The organism is Geodermatophilus sp. SMS 5-13 (genome assembly GCF_059428245.1).
The window spans coordinates 4,296,924-4,314,902 of the sequence record NZ_CP165729.1 but is presented as its reverse complement, the minus strand read 5'-3'; the positions used below and the strand labels follow the sequence as shown (position 1 = coordinate 4,314,902).

Sequence of the window (17,979 nt, the reverse complement as noted above, 5' to 3'; positions counted from 1 at the left end):
CTGGTCCTGGCTACGGTCGCCCCGTGCTGCAGACGATCGCGGTGGACGGGTACCGCTCCCTGCGCAGCCTCGTCGTCCCCCTAGGCCGGCTGACCGTCGTCACCGGCGCGAACGGTGCGGGCAAGTCCAGCCTCTACCGCGTGCTGCGGCTGCTGTCGGCGACCGCCCACGGCGGCGCGGTGCGGGCGCTGGCGGCCGAGGGTGGCCTGGAGTCGGTGCTCTGGGCCGGGCCGGAGGTGTTCGGCGAGGGCGTCCGCAGCGGCCGGCACCCGATCACCGGGACCGTGCGGACCCGTCCGGTGGCGCTCCGGATCGGCCTCGGCGGCGAGGACCTCGGCTACGCCATCGACTTCGGGCTGCCGAGGCCGGACGAGACGACGATGTTCGACCGCGACCCCGAGATCAAGCTCGAGGTGGTCTGGGCCGGGCCCGTCCTGCGCCCGTCGGCGGTGCTGAGCCGGCGGGCCGGGCCGGCCGTGATGACCCGGGACGGGCGCCGGTGGGCCGACACCGGGCGCCGGCTCGAGCGGCAGGACAGCCTGCTCGCCGAGGTGTCCGACGCCGTGACCGCCCCCGAGGTGCTCGCCGTGCGCAACCGGGTGCGCAGCTGGCGCTTCTACGACTCGTTCCGGACCGACCCGCAGGCCCCGGCCCGCGGTGCCCGGATGGGCACCTTCACGCCGGTGATGGCCGATGACGGCGGCGACCTCGCCTCGGCGCTGCAGACGCTGCGCGAGCTCGGGCCGGACGACGATCTGGACGACGCGATCGAGGAGGCGTTCCCCGGCAGCCGGCTGGAGATCGTCGACTCCGGCGGACTGTTCCGGCTGGGGCTGCGGCAGACCGGGCTGCTGCGCACGCTCGACGCCGCCGAGCTGTCCGACGGCACGCTGCGCTTCCTGCTGTGGGCGGCCGCCCTGCTCACCCCGCGGCCACCGGAGCTCTTCGTGCTCAACGAGCCGGAGACCAGTCTGCACCCGGACCTGCTGCGGCCGCTGGCGGGCATGGTGGCGCGGGCGGCGTCGCGCACCCAGGTCGTCGTGGTCACCCACTCGGCGCCGCTGCGCGCGCTGCTGGCCGACGACGTCGACGAGGACGACCGCCGCGACGTGCACCTGGTCAAGGTGAACGGCGAGACGGTCATCGACGGCCTGGGACCGCTGGACCTGCCGTCCTGGCACTGGCCGGAGCGCTGAGGCGCCCGTCTACAGCGGGCGGACCCCGGTCGCGTTGATCCCGCGGTCGCCGCGGGCGCGGGAGAACTCGACCCGCTGGCCCTCGACGAGCTCGCGGTAGCCGCCGTCGTCCTCGATCTCCGAGAAGTGGACGAACACGTCCTCGCCGCCGTCGTCCGGGGAGATGAAACCGAAGCCCTTGTCGGGGTTGAACCACTGGACGGTGCCCTGCGTCGCGCCGCCCGCATCGCGCCGTCCCCGGCTGCCGCGGTCGCCGCGGTCGCCGCGGTCGCGGTCCGCCGGCCGGGTCTCGCGGCGCCCGGGATCGCGCCGTGCCGGGGCGCCGCGGCCGGCGGAGAGCAGGCGGACGCCGTCGGCCTGCAGACCCCGCGGGCCCTCGACCAGCTCGAACTCGACGCGGTCGCCCTCCTCCGGCTCGTCCCGTCCGCTGCGCATCGCGGAGACGTGGACGAACACGTCGTCGGGGACGATGAAGCCGAAGCCCTTGTCGTCGTCGAACCGGGCGATCGTGCCGGTCATCACCGGCCCGCGCGGGCCGGCAGTGCGACCGGTGTCGCGCCGCGGCTCGCGCCGGTCGTCCCGCCGGTCGTCCCGGCGGTCGTCGCGGCGGTCGTCGCGGCCGCGCGCCGCCGGGCCGCCGCCGAGCGGCCGCACGTTCTCCGCCTGCTGGCCACGCGGGCCGGGCGACGCCGAGTACTCCACCCGCTGCCCCTCGTCGAGGGTGCGGAATCCGCCTGTGTCGGCGATCGCGGAGAAGTGGACGAAGACGTCGTCCCCGCCGTCCTCGGGTTCGATGAACCCGAAGCCCTTCTCCGGGTTGAACCACCGCACCGTGCCGACTGCCATCTGCTGCTCTACTTCCCGCGGGGCATCCGCCCGCGCTCTCCGACGCCCGCCTCCGAGCGTCACGATCCTCCGTACCAGCGTCCCAGCGCCGGGTCGCGCGTGCGCGGCCGGGTCAGCCGCGCACCCGAAGGCCGCGCGGCGTGGCCGCGAACCCGGCCGCCTGCAGGGCCGCCGACAGCGGCGTCGACTCGTGCACCGAGGCGCCGTCGGCCTTCTGCACCACCATGCGGCCGAGCGCACCCGCGGCCACCGCGCTCGACAACGCCGTCGCCGCCTCCTTGAGCACGTGCTCGTCCTCGGTCCACGACAGCAGCGTCTTGCCGCCGCGCTCGACGTAGAGGACGAGTTCGCCGTCGACGAGCACGACCAGCGCGCCGGCCTTGCGCCCCGCACGGTGACCGCTGCCGCGCCGCCCCGTGCCCTCGCCGATGTCGACGGCCTCCTCGCCCTCCGTGCCGCCGCGCTCGGGCCAGGGCAGCGCGGCGCCGTACACGTTGGCCGGGTCGGTCGCCGCGAGCACGACCGCGCCGGCGGGTTGCCGGTCGGGCGCGGCGAAGCTGCGCAGCCGGTCGACCGAGCCCGGGGTGCCGAACTGGGCGGCGCCCAGCGTCTCGACGAAGTAGCCGCGCCGCGCCCGGCCGTTCTCCTCGAACGCCCGCAGCACCGGGTACACCGCGGAGAACCCGCCGGTCACCTGCTCCGCCTGGACCGCACCGCGGGTGAGGACCCCGTGCCGCTCCAGCAGCGCCTCCGCGCGGGCGGTCGTGCGCCTGGTCGGATTGGTCTCCCGGTCGGGCAGCCGCGACCAGCGCCCCGCGACCGTGGGCGGGCCGGTGCGCGAGGGCATCGCCGGCCGGCCGAGCCGGGGGCGCCCGTAGCGGGAGCGGGTCACCCGGGGCTGCGGCACGGCCGCCCGCTTGTGCGTGCCCCCGCCGGCCAGCCGGGTGCGCAGCGGGGCGAGGGTGTCGTTGGTCAGCTGCCCGGACCAGACCAGGTCCCAGACCTCGTCGGCCAGCGCGGTGTCGTCGGTGGCGCCGACCAGATCGGACAGGCCGCGGAAGAACAGCGCCTGGCCGCCGGCCAGCTGCGCGAGCACCGCCGCGCCGACCGAGTCGGGCTCCGGGCTCTCCAGCGGCTCGGGGAGCAGCACGTCGGCGAGGTCGGCCGGGACGAGGCTGACCCAGCCGTCGCCCCCGGGCAGCCCGCCGGCACCGGCCCACAGCACCTCGCCGGCGCTGGTCAGCTCGTCGAGCATCGCGGGGGAGTAGTCGCGGACCCGCGCGGGCAGGACCAGCGACTCGAGCGCGCTGGCCGGCACGAGCGCCCCGGCCAGCTGCTCGACGACGGCGAGCACGCCGTCGGGCCCGCGCAGCCGGCTGCCGACCGACTGCCAGGACGGCGTGAACCGCGCGAGCGTGCCGACCGGCACCGGCTCGACCTCCTGGCGCAGCCGGGCCAGGCTGCGGCGGCGGATGCCGCGCAGCACCTCGGCGTCGCACCACTCCTGCCCGGTGCCGCCGGGCCGGAACTCCCCGGAGACCAGCCGCCCCGTGCCGACCAGCCGCTGCAGGGTGGCGGTCACCACGGCGACGCCGAGCCCGAGGCGGGCGGCGACCTCGGCCGGCTGGAACGGGCCGTGGGTGCGGGCGTAGCGGCCGATCAGGTCGCCCAGGGGGTCGGCGACCGGCTCGGTGAACACCTCCGGGACCCCGACCGGCAGCGCCGTCCCCAGCGCGTCGCGCAGCCGGCCGGCGTCCTCGATGGCGACGTAGCGCTCGTGGCCGGCGATGCGCACCTGCAGGGCCCGGCGGGACGCGACCAGCTCCTCCAGCCACGCCGGCGTCACCCCGCGGGCCATCGCCTCGGCCGCGGTCAGGTCGCCGACGTACCGGAGCAGGTCGGCGGCGCCGTCGAGGTCGCGGGGATGCCGCTCGGCGGGCAGCCGCTGCAGCTCGCGCTCGAGCTCGGCGATCGCCTCGGCGTCGAGGAGCTCGCGCAGCTCGGAGCGGCCGAGCAGCTCGGCGAGCAGCCCGGTGTCGAGGGCCAGCGCCTGCGCGCGCTGCTCGGCCAGCGGGGCGTCGCCCTCGTAGAGGAACTGGCCGACGTAGCCGAACAGCAGCGACTGCGCGAACGGCGACGCCGTCTGGGTCTGCACGTCGACCACCCGCACCCGGCGGGCGCGCACGTCGCGCATCAGCTCGATGAGCCCGGGGACGTCGTAGACGTCCTGCAGCACCTCGCGGGCGGCCTCGAGGGTGATCGGGAAGGAGGAGAACTCGCTCGCGACGGAGAGCAGCTGGGCGGAACGCTGGCGCTGCTGCCACAGCGGGGTGCGCTTGCGCGGGTCGCGGCGAGGGAGGAGCAGGGCGCGGGCGGCGCACTCGCGGAACCGGCTGGCGAACAGCGCGGAGCTGCCCACCTCGGCGGTCACCTCCCGCTCGACGTCGTCGGGGTCGAGCACGGCGAGGTCGGCCTCCGGCGGCTCCCCGGTGGTGTCGGGCAGCCGCAGCACGATCCCGTCGTCGGAGTGCATGGAGGCGACGTCCATGCCGTAGCGCTCCCGCAGCCGGGCGGCGAGGACCAGTGCCCACGGGGCGTTGACCTGGGCGCCGAAGGGCGAGTGGACGACGAGGCGCCAATCGCCGAGCTCGTCGCGGAACCGCTCGACCAGCAGCGTGCGGTCGTCGGGCAGGTGACCGGTCGCCGCCTTCTGCTCGGCCAGGTAGGCGGCGAGGTTCGCCGCGCCCCACTCGTCGAGCCCCGCGGCCCGGGCCCGCTCGAGCCCGGCCTCCGGGGTGGCCGACCCCACCTCGCGCAGGAACGCGCCCAGCGCCCGGCCGAGCTCCAGCGGCCGGCCCGGGGCGTCGCCCTTCCAGAAGGGCATCTTCCCGGGCTGCCCCGGCGCCGGGCTGACCAGCACGCGGTCGTGCGTGATGTCCTCGATCCGCCAGGACGACGACCCGAGCAGGAAGACGTCGCCGACCCGCGACTCGTAGACCATCTCCTCGTCGAGCTCGCCGACCCGGCGTCCGCCGGAGCCCTCCGAGCCGACCAGGAAGACGCCGAAGAGGCCGCGATCGGGGATGGTGCCGCCGCTGGTCACGGCCAGCCGCTGGGCGCCGGCGCGCGCGGTGAGCGTGTCGGTGACGCGGTCCCAGGTCAGCCGCGGCCGCAGCTCGGCGAACGCGTCCGACGGGTAGCGCCCGGCGAGCATGTCGAGGACGGCCTGCAGCGCCGACTCGGGCAGCGAGGCGAACGGCGCCGACCGCCGGACCAGCGCGCCGACCTCGTCGACGGTGCGCGGCCGCTCGGCGACGATCGCGACGATCTGCTGGGCGAGCACGTCGAGCGGATTGCGCAGGTAGCGGATCGACTCGATCGCGCCGGCCTTCATCCGCTCGGCCACCAGCGCGCACTGCACCAGGTCGCCGCGGTACTTGGGGAACAGCACCCCCCGGCTGACCGCGCCTACCTGGTGACCGGCGCGACCGACGCGCTGCAGCCCGGAGGCCACCGTCGGCGGCGCCTCGACCTGCACCACGAGGTCGACCGCGCCCATGTCGATGCCGAGCTCCAGGCTGGAGGTGGCGACGACGGCGGGCAGCCGGCCGGACTTCAGCGCCTCCTCGACGACCGCCCGCTGCTCGCGGGAGACCGAGCCGTGGTGGGCTGCGGCCACCGGCTGGAAGGCCTCGGGCAGCCCGCCGCCGGAGCCGGCCTGGGCCATGAGCGCGGCGGCGTTGGTGCCCGGCGGCACCGGCTCGCCCGTGGCCCGCTCGAAGGACAGCTCGTTGAGCCGGCTGGTCAGCCGCTCGGCGAGGCGCCGGGAATTGGCGAACACGATCGTGCTGCGGTGCGCCTCGACCAGGTCGAGCACCCGCTCCTCGACCGCCGGCCAGATCGACGTCCGCGGTTCGGCGCCCGCGGCCGAGCCGGTGAACTCGCCGGTGGGCTGACCGAGCTCGCTCATGTCCTCGACCGGGACGACGACCGAGAGGTCCCACTGCTTGCGCGCCTCGGGCGCGACGATCTGCACCGGCCGGCCGCCGGCGAGGAAGGTGGCGACCTCCTCGATCGGCCGCACGGTCGCCGACAGGCCGATCCGCTGCGCCGGCCGGTCGAGCAGCTCGTCGAGCCGGTCGAGGGAGACCGCGAGGTGCGCGCCGCGCTTGGTGTCGGCGACCGCGTGCACCTCGTCGACGATCACCGTCTCCACGCCGCGCAGCGCCTCCCGCGCCGAGCTGGTCAGCAGCAGGAACAGCGACTCCGGCGTGGTGATGAGGATGTCGGTGGGCCGGCGGGCGAAGGCGCGCCGCTCGTCGGCGGGGGTGTCGCCGGACCGGATCGCGACCTTCACCTCCGGCCGCGGCAGGCCCAGCCGCAGCGCGGCCTGCCCGATGCCGGTCAGCGGCGCCCGCAGGTTGCGCTCGACGTCGACGGCGAGGGCCTTGAGCGGGGACACGTAGAGGACGCGGCAGCGGGCCTGCTCGTCGGCGGGCAGCGGCGTGCTCGCCAGCCGGTCGAGCGACCAGAGGAAGGCGGCGAGGGTCTTGCCTGAGCCCGTCGGGGCGACGACCAGGGCGTGCTCGCCGCTGCTGATCGCCGACCAGGCGCCCTCCTGCGCCGGCGTGGGCGCCTCGAACGCACCGGTGAACCAGGCCCGGGTGGCCTCGGAGAACCGGTCGAGGGTCGACATGTCGGCAAGTGTCCCCGCTGGGTACGACACTTCGCTGGTGCAGGCGACCGGGTACCGACTGGACGTCGAGGACACCTTCGACGGCGACGAGCTGGACCGGGGCCTCTGGCTGCCGTACTACCTGCCGCACTGGAGCTCCCGGACGTCGGCCGCGGCCCGCTTCCGACTCGGCGACGGGTACCTGCGGCTGCTCGTCGAGGAGGACCAGCCGCCCTGGTGCCCGGAGTTCGACGGGCAGGTCCGGGTCTCCTCGCTGCAGACCGGGGAGTTCTGCGGGCCGCTCGGCAGCGCGGTCGGCCAGCACCGGTTCGCCCCGGAGGCCGTCGTGCGGGAGGAGCAGGACGACGTCCGCCTCTACACGCCGCGGTACGGCCTCTTCGAGATCCGCGCCCGGATGCGGGTCGACGCCGCCGGCATGGCCGCGCTCTGGATGATCGGCTACGAGGACGCCCCCGAGCGGTCCGCGGAGATCTGCGTCCTCGAGGTCTTCGGCCGCGACGTGGGTCCGGACGGCGCGCGCATCGGCATGGGCGTGCACCCGTTCGGCGACCCGTCGATCACCGACGAGTTCGAACAGGTGCCGCTGCCGATCGACGTCCGCGAGTTCCACGTCTACGCCGCGGAGTGGACAGAGGAGCAGGTGTCCTTCCTCGTCGACGGCGAGGTCGTGAAGGTCGTCCGGCAGTCGCCGTCCTACCCGATGCAGTTCATGCTCGACGTCTACGGCTTCCCCGGCCCGGACGGCGCCGCGCCAGGACCGCAGGAGCTGGTCGTCGACTGGTTCCGCGGCTGGCGGCCCGGGTCCGGCACACGGGAGACGTAGGGCACACTCCGGGACATGCGCCACTCCCTGTACGAGACCGGGCACGACGAGTTCCGCGACATGGTCCGCGGCTGGGCGGAGAAGAACGTCGCGCCGTTCCACGCGGACTGGGAGAAGGCCGGCATCGTGCCGCGGGAGGTCTGGCTCTCCGGCGGCGCGCAGGGCCTGCTCGGCATGGACATCGACGAGCAGTACGGCGGCGGGGGAGTCCGCGACTTCCGCTACAACGCCGTCCTCGACGAGGAGATGACCCGGATCGGTGCCAGCGGCGTCGGCTTCGGCCTGCACAACGACGTCGTCGCCCCCTACCTGCGCGACCTGGCCACCGACGAGCAGAAGCAGCGCTGGCTGCCGAAGTTCTGCAGCGGCGAGCTGATCACCGCGATCGCCATGACCGAGCCGGGCGCCGGCAGCGACCTGCAGGGCATCGCCACCACCGCGCGCAAGGACGGCGACGGCTGGGTGCTCAGCGGGGCGAAGACGTTCATCACCAACGGTATCAACGCCGACCTGGTCATCGTGGTGGCCCGCACCGAGCCCGAGGGGCCGGCGGCCAAGGGGATCAGCCTGCTGGTCGTCGAGCGGGACATGCCCGGCTTCAGCCGCGGCCGCAACCTGGACAAGGTGGGCCTCAAGGCGCAGGACACCGCGGAGCTGTTCTTCGACGACGTGCGGGTGCCGGCCGAGAACCTGCTCGGCACCGAGAACCGCGGCTTCTACCACCTCATGGAGAACCTGCCGCAGGAGCGGCTGTCGATCGCCGTCGGCGCGGTCGCCTCGGCCGAGACGGTGCTGGCCCAGACCCGCGAGTACGTGGCCGGGCGGACGGCGTTCGGCAAGCCGGTCGGCTCGTTCCAGAACACCCGCTTCGTGCTCGCCGAGCTGCACACCGAGGCGACGATCGCCCGCACGTTCGTCGACGAGTGCGTGCGCCAGCTCAACAGCGGCGACCTCACCGCCGTCGACGCCGCCATGGCCAAGTGGTGGACGACGGAGCTGCAGAACAAGGTCGCCGACCGCTGCCTGCAGCTGCACGGCGGCTACGGCTACATGGACGAGTACCCCGTCTCGAAGGCGTGGCGGGACGCCCGCGTGCAGTCGATCTACGGCGGCACGAACGAGATCATGAAGGAGATCATCGGCCGCTCGATGGGCTTGTAGGGGCTGCCAGACTGGCGGTCGTGACGCTGACCACCGCCGACCCGCGGGCAGTGCAGCGGCGCACCGTCGCCGTCCTCTCCGGCGCGGTGGCGCTCGCCGGGCTCGGGGTGACCGTCGGCATCACCGTCGGCGGGCTGCTCGCCCGCGCCGTGGCCGGCACCGACACCGCCGCGGGCCTCGGCCAGACCGCCGGGGTGCTCGGCTCGGCGGTGATCGCGGTGCCGCTCGCCCGGCTCAGCGACCGGGCGGGGCGGCGGGCCGGGCTGGTCACCGGGTACGGGATCGCCGTCCTCGGGTCGGTGCTGACCGTCGTCGCCGCCGCGCTGTCCTCGCTGCCGCTGCTGCTGGGCGGGCTGTTCTTCTTCGGCGCGGCCACCGCCTGCGGACTGCAGGCCCGCTACGCCGCCGCCGACCTGGCCGCCCCGGAGCGGCGCGGGCGGGCGCTGTCGATGGTCGTGTGGGCGACGGCGCTCGGGGCGGTCCTCGGGCCCAACCTGGCCGGACCGGGCAACACGCTCGGCCGTGCGCTCGGGCTGCCGGAGCTCGGTGGCGCCTTCGTCGTGTCGGTCGCGGTCTTCGGCGTCGTGGCCGCCGCGCTGCTGGTGCTCCTGCGTCCGGACCCGCTGCTGCTCGCCCGCCGGCTGGGCGGGAGCGGCGCGCCGGCCGGCCGCCCGCGCGGCGCCACCGCGGCGGCGCTGCGCGCCGTGTGGGCCACCCCGGGCGGGCGGCTGGGGATCACCGCGGTCGTCGTGGCCCACTCGGTGATGGTCGGCGTCATGGTGATGACGCCGGTGCACATGGGTCACGCCGGCGGCCCGGCCGGGACGACGCTGCGGATCATCGGCCTGGTCATCAGCGTGCACGTCGCCGGCATGTACCTGTTCTCGCCGCTCGTCGGCCTGCTGGCCGACCGCGCCGGGCGGTCGACGACCGTCGCGGCCGGCGGGCTGCTGCTCCTGGCCGCGGCCGCGCTCGCGGGGACGGCGGCGCCCGGGGCCGCGCTGCAGCTGGGCATCGGGCTGTTCCTGCTCGGGCTCGGCTGGTCCTGCGCGCTGATCGCCGGCTCGACGCTGGTGACCGAGTCGGTGAGCGCGGAGCTGCGACCCACCGCCCAGGGTGGCACCGACCTGCTCATGGGTCTCGGGGCGGCGCTGGCCGGGGCCGTCGGCGGCCCGCTGCTGGCGGTGGGCGGCTTCGGCCTGGTGTCGGGCGTCTCGGCGGCGCTGGTGCTGCCGCTGGCGCTCGTGTGGGCGCGGACGGCCCGGGCCGCCGCGCTTCAGCGGCCCCGGTAGTTCCGGATCAGCAGGACGATCAAGGCCACCAGGCAGGCCGCGATGCCGATCTGCAGGATCACGTCCCAGGTGGGCGAGCCCGTGCTGAGCCCCATGCGCCGAGGATAGGCCGGCGGTATGATGAATTTACTTCACGATGAAGGAGCTTCACCATGCCGGACGCCTGGACGGCGGTGCTGGACCGCATCCTCGAACTGGTGGCGGTGCTCGACACCGACACCCGCGAGAGCCTGGCCCGTGACGGGCTGACGCCGGCCCGCGCGCACCTGCTCTGGGTGCTCCAGCACCAGGGGCCGCTCCCGCAGCGTGCGCTCGCCGAGGCGCTGCGCGTGAGCGCCCGCAACATCACCGGCCTCGTCGACGGCCTGGTCGACGGCGGCTTCGTGACCCGGGAGCCGCATCCCACGGACCGCCGGGCCACGCTGGTGTCGTTCACCGAGCAGGGCGCCTCGACGGCGGCGCGGCTGGAGCGGGCGCACGCCGAGTTCGCGCGCATCCTGTTCGCCGACCTCCCCGAGGACCGGTTCCGCGCCTTTGCCGAGGGGCTGGAGCACGTGCTGGACCGGCTGCGTGAGCACGGGGTCTCCCTCGCCGACCAGGCGGAGCGGTGAGCGCCGCGGTGGCCCTGGCCCGGCGCCTGCTGGCCTACGAGCTGGGCATGTGGCGCAGTCTGTACCGCTGGGCGTTCCGCCGGCCGGTGGCGCCGGACGGTGAGGCGTACGCCTACGCCGGCGTGGTCACGCCGGTGATCTGGGCGTTCATCGGGGTCTCGGCGATCGAGGTGCCGGCGGTGCACCTGCTCCTGCCGTGGGAGGCGGTGCGCCGCGTCGCGCTCGTGCTGGGCGTCTACGGCCTGCTCTGGATGGTCGGCATGCTGGCCGCGCTCAAGACGCACCCGCACGTCCTCGACGCCGGCGGCCTGCGGGTGCGCAACGGCCTCTCGCTCGACGTCGTCGTCCCGTGGGAGCAGATCGCGTCGGTGCGGTACCGGATGCGCTCGCTGGAGGGCATGCGCCACATCCAGGTCCACGACGACGCGCTCTCGGTGGGGGTCGGCAGCCAGACCAACGTCGACGTCGTCCTGCGGGAGCCGGTGGTCCTGCCGGTCCGGCGGACGGCGGGGCAGCCGGTCGGCGAGGTGCGGATCTACGCGGACGACGCCCGCGGGCTGGTGGCCCGGCTGCGCCAGGGTCCCGGGCACCCCCGGCCGGCGGACGCGGGTGAGCGGGCGCGCTAGCGTCGGAGGGGTGCGCCTGCAGGAGTTCTGGTCCCGACTGACCGACCACTTCGGCTCGATGCGGGCCGAGAGCGTCGCGCGCGACCACGTCTTCGCCTCCCTCGGCGGCCGCAGCGCGGTCGAGGCGATCGAGGCGGGCGTGGCCGTCCGCCGGGTCTGGCTGGCGATCTGCGAGGAGTACGAGGTGCCGCCGAAACTGCGCTGAGCGGGGTTCGCGTGGCGCGTGGGACAGGTGGCGTGTCGACGTAGCAGTCGAACGCTTGTTCGGTCTACAGTCGTCCACAGGTCGGCCCCTTCTCCACAGCCGGGCCGGTCGACCGAGAACTGTCGGACCCCCGATCTAGCGTCGATCCCGACCGCTCCACGCGACTTTCCCGAAGGTGAGCACCATGGCAACGCTCGACCGCGACAAGGCCCTCGACATGGCCCTCGCCCAGATCGACAAGCAGTTCGGCAAGGGCTCCGTCATGCGCCTGGGCGACAGCGCCGCCCAGGCCATCAAGGTCATCCCGACCGGCTCCATCGCCCTGGACATCGCCCTGGGCATCGGGGGCCTGCCCCGTGGCCGGGTCGTCGAGGTCTACGGCCCGGAGGCCTCCGGTAAGACCACGGTCGCCCTGCACGCGGTGGCCAACGCCCAGGCCGCCGGCGGCATCGCCGCGTTCATCGACGCCGAGCACGCGCTCGACCCCGAGTACGCCCGGTCCATCGGCGTCGACACCGACGCCCTGCTGGTCAGCCAGCCCGACACCGGTGAGCAGGCGCTCGAGATCGCCGACATGCTGATCCGCTCCGGCGCGCTCGACATCATCGTCATCGACTCGGTGGCCGCGCTCGTGCCGCGGGCCGAGATCGAGGGCGAGATGGGCGACAGTCACGTCGGTCTGCAGGCCCGCCTGATGAGCCAGGCGCTGCGGAAGATCACCGGTGCGCTCAACAACTCGGGCACCACCGCGATCTTCATCAACCAGCTGCGCGAGAAGGTCGGCGTCGTCTACGGCTCGCCCGAGGTCACCACCGGTGGCCGCGCGCTGAAGTTCTACGCCTCCGTCCGCCTCGACGTCCGCCGCATCGAGACCCTCAAGCAGGGCACCGACGCGGTCGGCAGCCGGGTCCGCGTCAAGGTCGTCAAGAACAAGGTGGCCGCGCCGTTCAAGCAGGCCGAGCTCGACCTGCTCTGGGGCCAGGGCTTCAGCCGCGAGGGCGGCCTCATCGACGCCGGCGTCGAGCAGGGCTTCATCCGCAAGTCCGGCGCCTGGTACACGTACGAGGGCGACCAGCTCGGGCAGGGCAAGGAGAACGTCCGCAACTTCCTCCGCGACAACCCCGACCTCGCCGACGAGATCGAGAAGAAGGTCAAGGAGAAGCTCGGCATCGGCGCCACCCTCGACGCCCCGGCCGCCGAGGCGCCGGCCGCTCCGGCCGACTTCTGAGGCCTGCGGTGACCGCCCGCGCGACCCGCCGGCCCCGTGCCGGCGGGTCGCGCCGGTCCGCGCGCGGCGCGGCGGAGGGCCCGTCCGAGGCCGGCCTGGCCGGCGGGGACGACGCTGCCGCCCCGGGGGCGCCCGACGACGAGCCCGGCGATCCGGAGTCCGTGGCCCGGGCCATCTGCCTGCGCGCGCTGACCGGCGCCGCCAAGACCCGCAAGCAGCTCGCCGACCTGCTGGCCAAGCGGGGGGTGCCCGAGGAGGCGGCGACCGCCGTCCTCGACCGGTTCACCGAGGTCGGCCTGATCGACGACGCCGCCTTCGCCCGCGCCTGGGTCAGCTCCCGCCAGGCCGGCCGCGGCCTGGCCCGCCGGGCGCTGCGCGCGGAGCTGCAGGCCAAGGGGGTCGACCGCGAGCTGGCCGCCGCCGCGGTGGAGGAGGTCGACCCGCAGGAGGAGTGGGACGCGGCCCGGCGCCTGGTCGCCCGGCGGCTCCCCTCCATGCACCGGCTGGACCGGCAGACCGCCGAGCGGCGCCTCGTGGGCATGCTCGCCCGCAAGGGCTACGGCGGCGGGCTGGCCGCCTACGTCGTCCGTGAGGCGCTCGACGAGCGCGGCGACGAGGACGACGGCGGCCGGTACCAGCCGGACCTGGGCGAGGACGCCTTCCTGCCCTGAGTCAGCTGGGGTCGGGGTCCTTCGGGCCCTGCCGCGATCCTTCCGTCCCGCCGAGCTCGCTGACGCCCGCGTACGGCTCGTGGCGACGGCCCAGATGCGCCTCCGCCTGCAGCCGCTCGATGAGGTGCGGGTGGTGCGCCTCGAACGCCGGTCGGTTGGAGCGGATCCTCGGGATCTCCAGGAAGTTGTGCCGCGGCGGCGGGGACGACGTCGCCCACTCCAGCGAGTTGCCGTGGCCCCAGGGGTCGTCGCGCACCGCCAGCGCCCCGTACCGCCACGAGTGCACGACGTTGTAGAGGAACGGCAGGATCGAGGCGCCGAGCACGAAGCTGAAGATCGTCGAGATCGTGTTCAGCGTGGTGAACCCGTCGCTGGCCAGGTAGTCGGCGTAGCGCCGCGGCATGCCCTCGTTGCCCAGCCAGTGCTGGATGAGGAACGTGCCGTGGAACCCGATGAAGGTCATCCAGAACTGCAGCTTGCCGAGCCGCTCGTCGAGCATCCGGCCGCACATCTTCGGGAACCAGAACGCGATCCCGGCGTTCGCCGCGAACACGACGGTCCCGAACACCACGTAGTGGAAGTGCGCTACGACGAAGTAGCTGTCCGAGATGTGCCAGTCCAGCGGGGGCGACGCGAGCAGCACGCCGGTCAGCCCGCCCAGGAGGAAGGTGACCAGGAAGCCGATGCACCACAGCATCGGCGTCTCGAAACTGATCTTCCCCTTCCACATCGTGCCGATCCAGTTGACGAACTTGATCCCGGTCGGGACGGCGATCAGGTAGGTCAGGAAGCTGAAGAAGGGCAGCAGCACCGCGCCGGTGGCGAACATGTGGTGCGCCCACACGGCCAGCGACAGGAAGCCGATCGCCAGGGTGGCGAAGACCATGCCCTTGTAGCCGAACAGCGGCTTGCGGCTGAACACCGGGATGACCTCGGTGATGATCCCGAAGAACGGCAGCGCGATGATGTAGACCTCGGGGTGGCCGAAGTACCAGAACAGGTGCTGCCACAGCATCGGCCCACCGTTCGCCCGGGTGTAGACCAGCGCCCCGACGTTGCGGTCGGCGAGCAGGGCCATCAGCGCGGCGGTGAGGATCGGGAACGCCAGGAGCACGAGCAGGCTCGTGACCAGCGTGTTCCAGACGAAGATGGGCATCCGGAACATCGTCATGCCGGGCGCGCGCAGGCAGACGATCGTCGTGGCGAAGTTGACGCCGCCCAGGATGGTCCCGAGCCCGCTGACCGCCAGCCCCGCGATCCACAGGTTCGGGCCGGCGCCGGGCGTGTTGGTGATGTCGGACAGCGGCGTGTAGGCGGTCCACCCGAAGTCGGCGGCGCCGCCGGGGGTCAGGAACCCCGCCACCGCCAGCGAACTCCCGAACAGGAAGAGCCAGTACGAGAAGGCGTTCAGCCGTGGGAACGCGACGTCGGGGGAGCCGATCTGCAGCGGCATGATCAGGTTGCCGAAAGCGAAGAACAGCGGCGTCGCGAAGAACAGCAGCATGATCGTGCCGTGCATCGTGAACAGCTGGTTGTACTGCTCCGGTGACAGGAACTGCATTCGTGGCTGGGCCAGCTCGGCGCGCATGAGCATCGCCATCAGCCCGCCGACGACGAACCAGGCGAACGAGGTCGCCAGGTACATCAGGCCGATGGTCTTGTGGTCCGTCGTCCGCAGGAGGGTCGAGAGCCGCGACCCCTTCTCCGGATAGGCGACCGGGCTCGGCCGACTGACGATGGGGCTCGGGGCGATCGCGGTCATACCGCACCTCCATGCGGCCGCGGGCGCACGTCCGCGGCATACCGCGCGACCGCCTTCGCGCGGCAGGCCCATCGTGACGCAATCGGGCCCCGGACGAAACTCGTCCGCCCGCCCGATCTCAGGTCGCGGCGGCCCAGGCGGAGATGTCCACCGCGGCGCCGTCCGGCGCGTCGGCGTCCGGGACCAGCCACGCGGCGTCCCGGGGCGCGCCCTCGCCCAGCCACCGCAGGATCTGCAGGTCGAACCCGAGCCGGAAGGCCGCGGCGGGACGCCCTGCGGGGCCGAGGAAGACGACGTCGGTCTCGCCGCCGTCGGCGGCGCGCAGCACCACGCGGCACCGGCTCCGGCGGTGCCGTGCGGGCGGCACCGCCTCGACCACCACGGCGGTCGGCGCCCCCGCGGCCGCGGCGAACAGCGGGGCGGCGGCGCGCAGCCGGGCGACGAACTCCTGGGCGGCGTCCTGCTGCACCTGCTCGGGGTCCCCGGATCGGGGCACCGGTGGCAGGTGGCGCGGGCTGCGGGCGAGGACGGTCTCCATGGCGGCGGTCAGTGTCGCCGTCCCGACCGGGCCCGGCTGCGGCGGCGCGCCGGACGTGGCGCGAACCGCGCCGTACCCTCGCTCCTGACATGGAGACCGCGAACCCGCAGCCCGAGGCCCGCACCTACCGCGTGCGGACCTTCGGCTGCCAGATGAACGTGCACGACTCCGAGCGGCTGTCCGGCCTGCTCGAGGCCGCCGGCTACCGGCCCGCCGACGAGGGCAGCGACGCCGACGTCGTCGTCCTCAACACCTGCGCGGTCCGGGAGAACGCCGACAACCGGCTCTACGGCAACCTCGGCCACCTGCGGCCGGTCAAGGACGGCCACCCCGGGATGCAGATCGCCGTCGGCGGCTGCCTGGCGCAGAAGGACCGCGGGGAGATCGTCCGCCGGGCGCCCTGGGTCGACGTCGTCTTCGGCACGCACAACGTCGGCTCGCTGCCGGCCCTGCTCGAGCGCGCCCGGCACAACGCCGAGGCCCAGGTCGAGATCGCCGAGGCGCTGGAGGTCTTCCCCTCGACCCTGCCCGCCAAGCGGGACTCCGCCTACTCCGGCTGGGTGTCGATCAGCGTCGGCTGCAACAACACCTGCACGTTCTGCATCGTCCCGGCGCTGCGCGGCAAGGAGAAGGACCGCCGGCCGGGGGAGATCCTCGCCGAGGTGCAGGCACTGGTCGACCAGGGCGTCCTCGAGGTCACGCTGCTCGGGCAGAACGTGAACGCCTACGGGGTCGAGTTCCGCGACCGGGGCGCGTTCGCCGACCTGCTGCGCGCGGCCGGCCGGATCGAGGGCCTGGAGCGGATCCGCTTCACCAGCCCGCACCCGCGGGAGTTCACCGACGACGTCATCGACGCGATGGCCGAGACCCCGGCCGTCTGCCACCAGTTGCACATGCCGCTGCAGTCCGGGTCGGACGAGGTCCTCCGGCGGATGCGCCGCGGCTACCGGCAGGAGCGCTACCTCGGGATCATCGACCGGGTGCGCGCGGCGATGCCCGACGCCGCCCTCACCACCGACATCATCGTCGGCTTCCCCGGCGAGACCGACGCCGACTTCGAACAGACCCTCGACGTCGTCCGGCAGGCCCGCTTCGCCAGCGCCTTCACCTTCCAGTACTCCAAGCGCCCGGGGACACCGGCCGCCGAGATGGCCGAGCAGCTGCCGAAGGCCGTCGTCCAGGAGCGCTACGAGCGGCTGATCGCGCTGCAGGACGAGATCAGCTGGGCGGAGAACCGCGCGTTGATCGGCTCGACCGTGGAGCTGCTGGTCGCGGCGGGGGAGGGCAGCAAGGACGCCGTCCGTGGCCGGATGACCGGCCGCGCCCGCGACGGCCGGCTGGTGCACTTCACCGCGGCGGACGGCGTCCGGCCCGGCGACGTGGTCGAGACCGTGCTGACCCAGGCAGCGCCGCACCACCTGGTCGCCGACGGCCCGCTGCTCTCGCACCGGCGCACCCGAGCGGGCGACGCGAGCGAGGTGGGCACCCGCCCGACCACCCCCGGCATCCTGCTCGGCATGCCGAGGATCGGCGCCCCTGCCTGACCCTCGGGGCTCAGCTCGCCGGCGCGGGCGTGCGCGGAGCCTCCTGGGACAGGGACTCCAGGACCTCGACGACCCGCTCCGGCATCGACAGCTGCGGGATGTGCGCGGACGGGAGCCGCACGACGTGGTCCGCCCCCTGCGCGAAGGCCTCCTGCAGCTCCGGCGGGATCCCACGGTCCTGTTCGCAGACGACGTAGGTGACCGGATGCGTCCGTTGCGGGGCCGTGCTGGTGGAGGCGAACGCCGCACCGGACTGGAGGACGAGCAGCTCCCGAAGTTGGCGGGCCTGGTCCCTGCTCAGGTCGGCGCAGAGCGCCTCGTGGACGGCGTCGACGTCGTCACAGACCTCGAGGTTCCCGTCCTGCCGCGGCACGATCCACGACGGCAGAGGGCCCTCGCCCAGCATGGCCTGCAGGGACTGGCCGCGCTGGGGCCAGAAGGCCGTCAGGTACACCGCGTGCGCGACGCCGGGATCGTCGGCGAGCTCCGTGATCACCATGCCGCCGTAGGAGTGGCCGACCAGCACGACCGGTTCGCCGGCATCCCGGATCGCCGCCCTCACCGCCTCGGCGTCGGCCCGGAGGTCGCCGAGGGTGCTCGGGTCGGATCCGGCGCTGGGTAGCTCGACCGCAGTGGTCCGGTGGCCGTTCTGCTGCAAACGGGGGACGACCTCGTCCCACGCCCAGCCCCCGCTCCACGCCCCGTGCACGAGAACGAAGTGCGTCATGCCCCGGCAGTGTGGCCGGATCGCGCCTGCCCGCACCGCCGTGCGGCGTGCGA

The 17,979-nt window shown here is 74.2% G+C and carries 15 protein-coding genes; 10 read left to right on the top strand and 5 right to left on the bottom strand.

What is annotated here, in order from left to right; translation table 11 throughout:
• Positions 1-23: 23 nt before the first annotated feature.
• Positions 24-1,196 (top strand): AAA family ATPase, encoded by a 1,173-nt coding sequence (locus AB3388_RS20845; RefSeq protein WP_495407234.1) that lies wholly within the window; start codon positions 24-26, stop codon positions 1,194-1,196.
• Between the two features lie 9 nt (positions 1,197-1,205).
• Here AB3388_RS20845 and AB3388_RS20840 read toward each other — a convergent pair whose 3' ends face one another.
• Both AB3388_RS20840 and AB3388_RS20835 read right to left on the bottom strand, forming a co-directional pair.
• Positions 1,206-2,042: a cold-shock protein gene (locus AB3388_RS20840; protein WP_495407233.1), complete on the bottom strand. Its 837-nt coding sequence runs from the start codon at positions 2,040-2,042 to the stop codon at positions 1,206-1,208.
• Between the two features lie 112 nt (positions 2,043-2,154).
• The gene (locus AB3388_RS20835) at positions 2,155-6,738 is read right to left on the bottom strand and encodes an ATP-dependent helicase (RefSeq protein WP_495407232.1); all 4,584 of its coding nucleotides are present in this window, start codon (positions 6,736-6,738) and stop codon (positions 2,155-2,157) included.
• A 37-nt stretch (positions 6,739-6,775) separates the two neighbouring features.
• On the opposite strand from AB3388_RS20835, the gene AB3388_RS20830 reads away from it, so the two are divergent.
• The 8 genes from AB3388_RS20830 to AB3388_RS20795 all read left to right on the top strand — a co-directional run bounded on the left by AB3388_RS20830 (position 6,776) and on the right by AB3388_RS20795 (position 13,355).
• Complete coding sequence (locus AB3388_RS20830) at positions 6,776-7,561, top strand: glycoside hydrolase family 16 protein (protein WP_495407231.1); 786 nt, start codon at positions 6,776-6,778, stop codon at positions 7,559-7,561.
• Positions 7,562-7,576: 15 nt separating this feature from the next.
• Entirely contained in the window at positions 7,577-8,722 is a 1,146-nt protein-coding gene (locus tag AB3388_RS20825) for an acyl-CoA dehydrogenase family protein (RefSeq protein WP_495407230.1), read from the top strand.
• A 20-nt stretch (positions 8,723-8,742) separates the two neighbouring features.
• Positions 8,743-10,014, top strand: a complete 1,272-nt coding sequence (locus tag AB3388_RS20820) for an MFS transporter (RefSeq protein ID WP_495407229.1) — start codon at positions 8,743-8,745, stop codon at positions 10,012-10,014.
• A 152-nt stretch (positions 10,015-10,166) separates the two neighbouring features.
• A complete protein-coding gene (locus tag AB3388_RS20815; protein ID WP_495407228.1) occupies positions 10,167-10,625 on the top strand; it encodes a MarR family winged helix-turn-helix transcriptional regulator in 459 nt (152 codons plus the stop codon).
• The gene (locus tag AB3388_RS20810; protein WP_495407227.1) at positions 10,622-11,251 is read left to right on the top strand and encodes a hypothetical protein; all 630 of its coding nucleotides are present in this window, start codon (positions 10,622-10,624) and stop codon (positions 11,249-11,251) included. The genes AB3388_RS20815 and AB3388_RS20810 overlap by 4 nt, the downstream gene beginning before the upstream one ends.
• Before the next feature lie 10 nt (positions 11,252-11,261).
• A complete protein-coding gene (locus AB3388_RS20805) occupies positions 11,262-11,456 on the top strand; it encodes a DUF3046 domain-containing protein (protein ID WP_495407226.1) in 195 nt (64 codons plus the stop codon).
• 184 nt (positions 11,457-11,640) lie between these two features.
• Complete coding sequence (gene recA, locus AB3388_RS20800; protein WP_495407225.1) at positions 11,641-12,684, top strand: recombinase RecA; 1,044 nt, start codon at positions 11,641-11,643, stop codon at positions 12,682-12,684.
• Positions 12,685-12,692: 8 nt separating this feature from the next.
• A complete protein-coding gene (locus tag AB3388_RS20795) occupies positions 12,693-13,355 on the top strand; it encodes a regulatory protein RecX (protein ID WP_495407224.1) in 663 nt (220 codons plus the stop codon).
• Between the two features lies 1 nt (position 13,356).
• Here AB3388_RS20795 and ctaD read toward each other — a convergent pair whose 3' ends face one another.
• Both ctaD and AB3388_RS20785 read right to left on the bottom strand, forming a co-directional pair.
• On the bottom strand, positions 13,357-15,117 hold the full coding sequence (gene ctaD / locus AB3388_RS20790) for an aa3-type cytochrome oxidase subunit I (RefSeq protein ID WP_495407223.1): 1,761 nt from the start codon (positions 15,115-15,117) through the stop codon (positions 13,357-13,359).
• A gap of 118 nt (positions 15,118-15,235) precedes the next feature.
• Positions 15,236-15,655, bottom strand: coding sequence for a hypothetical protein (locus AB3388_RS20785; RefSeq protein WP_495407222.1), 420 nt, complete (start codon positions 15,653-15,655; stop codon positions 15,236-15,238).
• A gap of 89 nt (positions 15,656-15,744) precedes the next feature.
• On the opposite strand from AB3388_RS20785, the gene miaB reads away from it, so the two are divergent.
• Positions 15,745-17,199, top strand: a complete 1,455-nt coding sequence (gene miaB, locus AB3388_RS20780; RefSeq protein ID WP_495407221.1) for a tRNA (N6-isopentenyl adenosine(37)-C2)-methylthiotransferase MiaB — start codon at positions 15,745-15,747, stop codon at positions 17,197-17,199.
• Between the two features lie 10 nt (positions 17,200-17,209).
• On the opposite strand, the gene AB3388_RS20775 is transcribed toward miaB, so the two are convergent.
• On the bottom strand, positions 17,210-17,926 hold the full coding sequence (locus AB3388_RS20775; protein ID WP_495407220.1) for an alpha/beta fold hydrolase: 717 nt from the start codon (positions 17,924-17,926) through the stop codon (positions 17,210-17,212).
• Positions 17,927-17,979 lie beyond the last annotated feature (53 nt).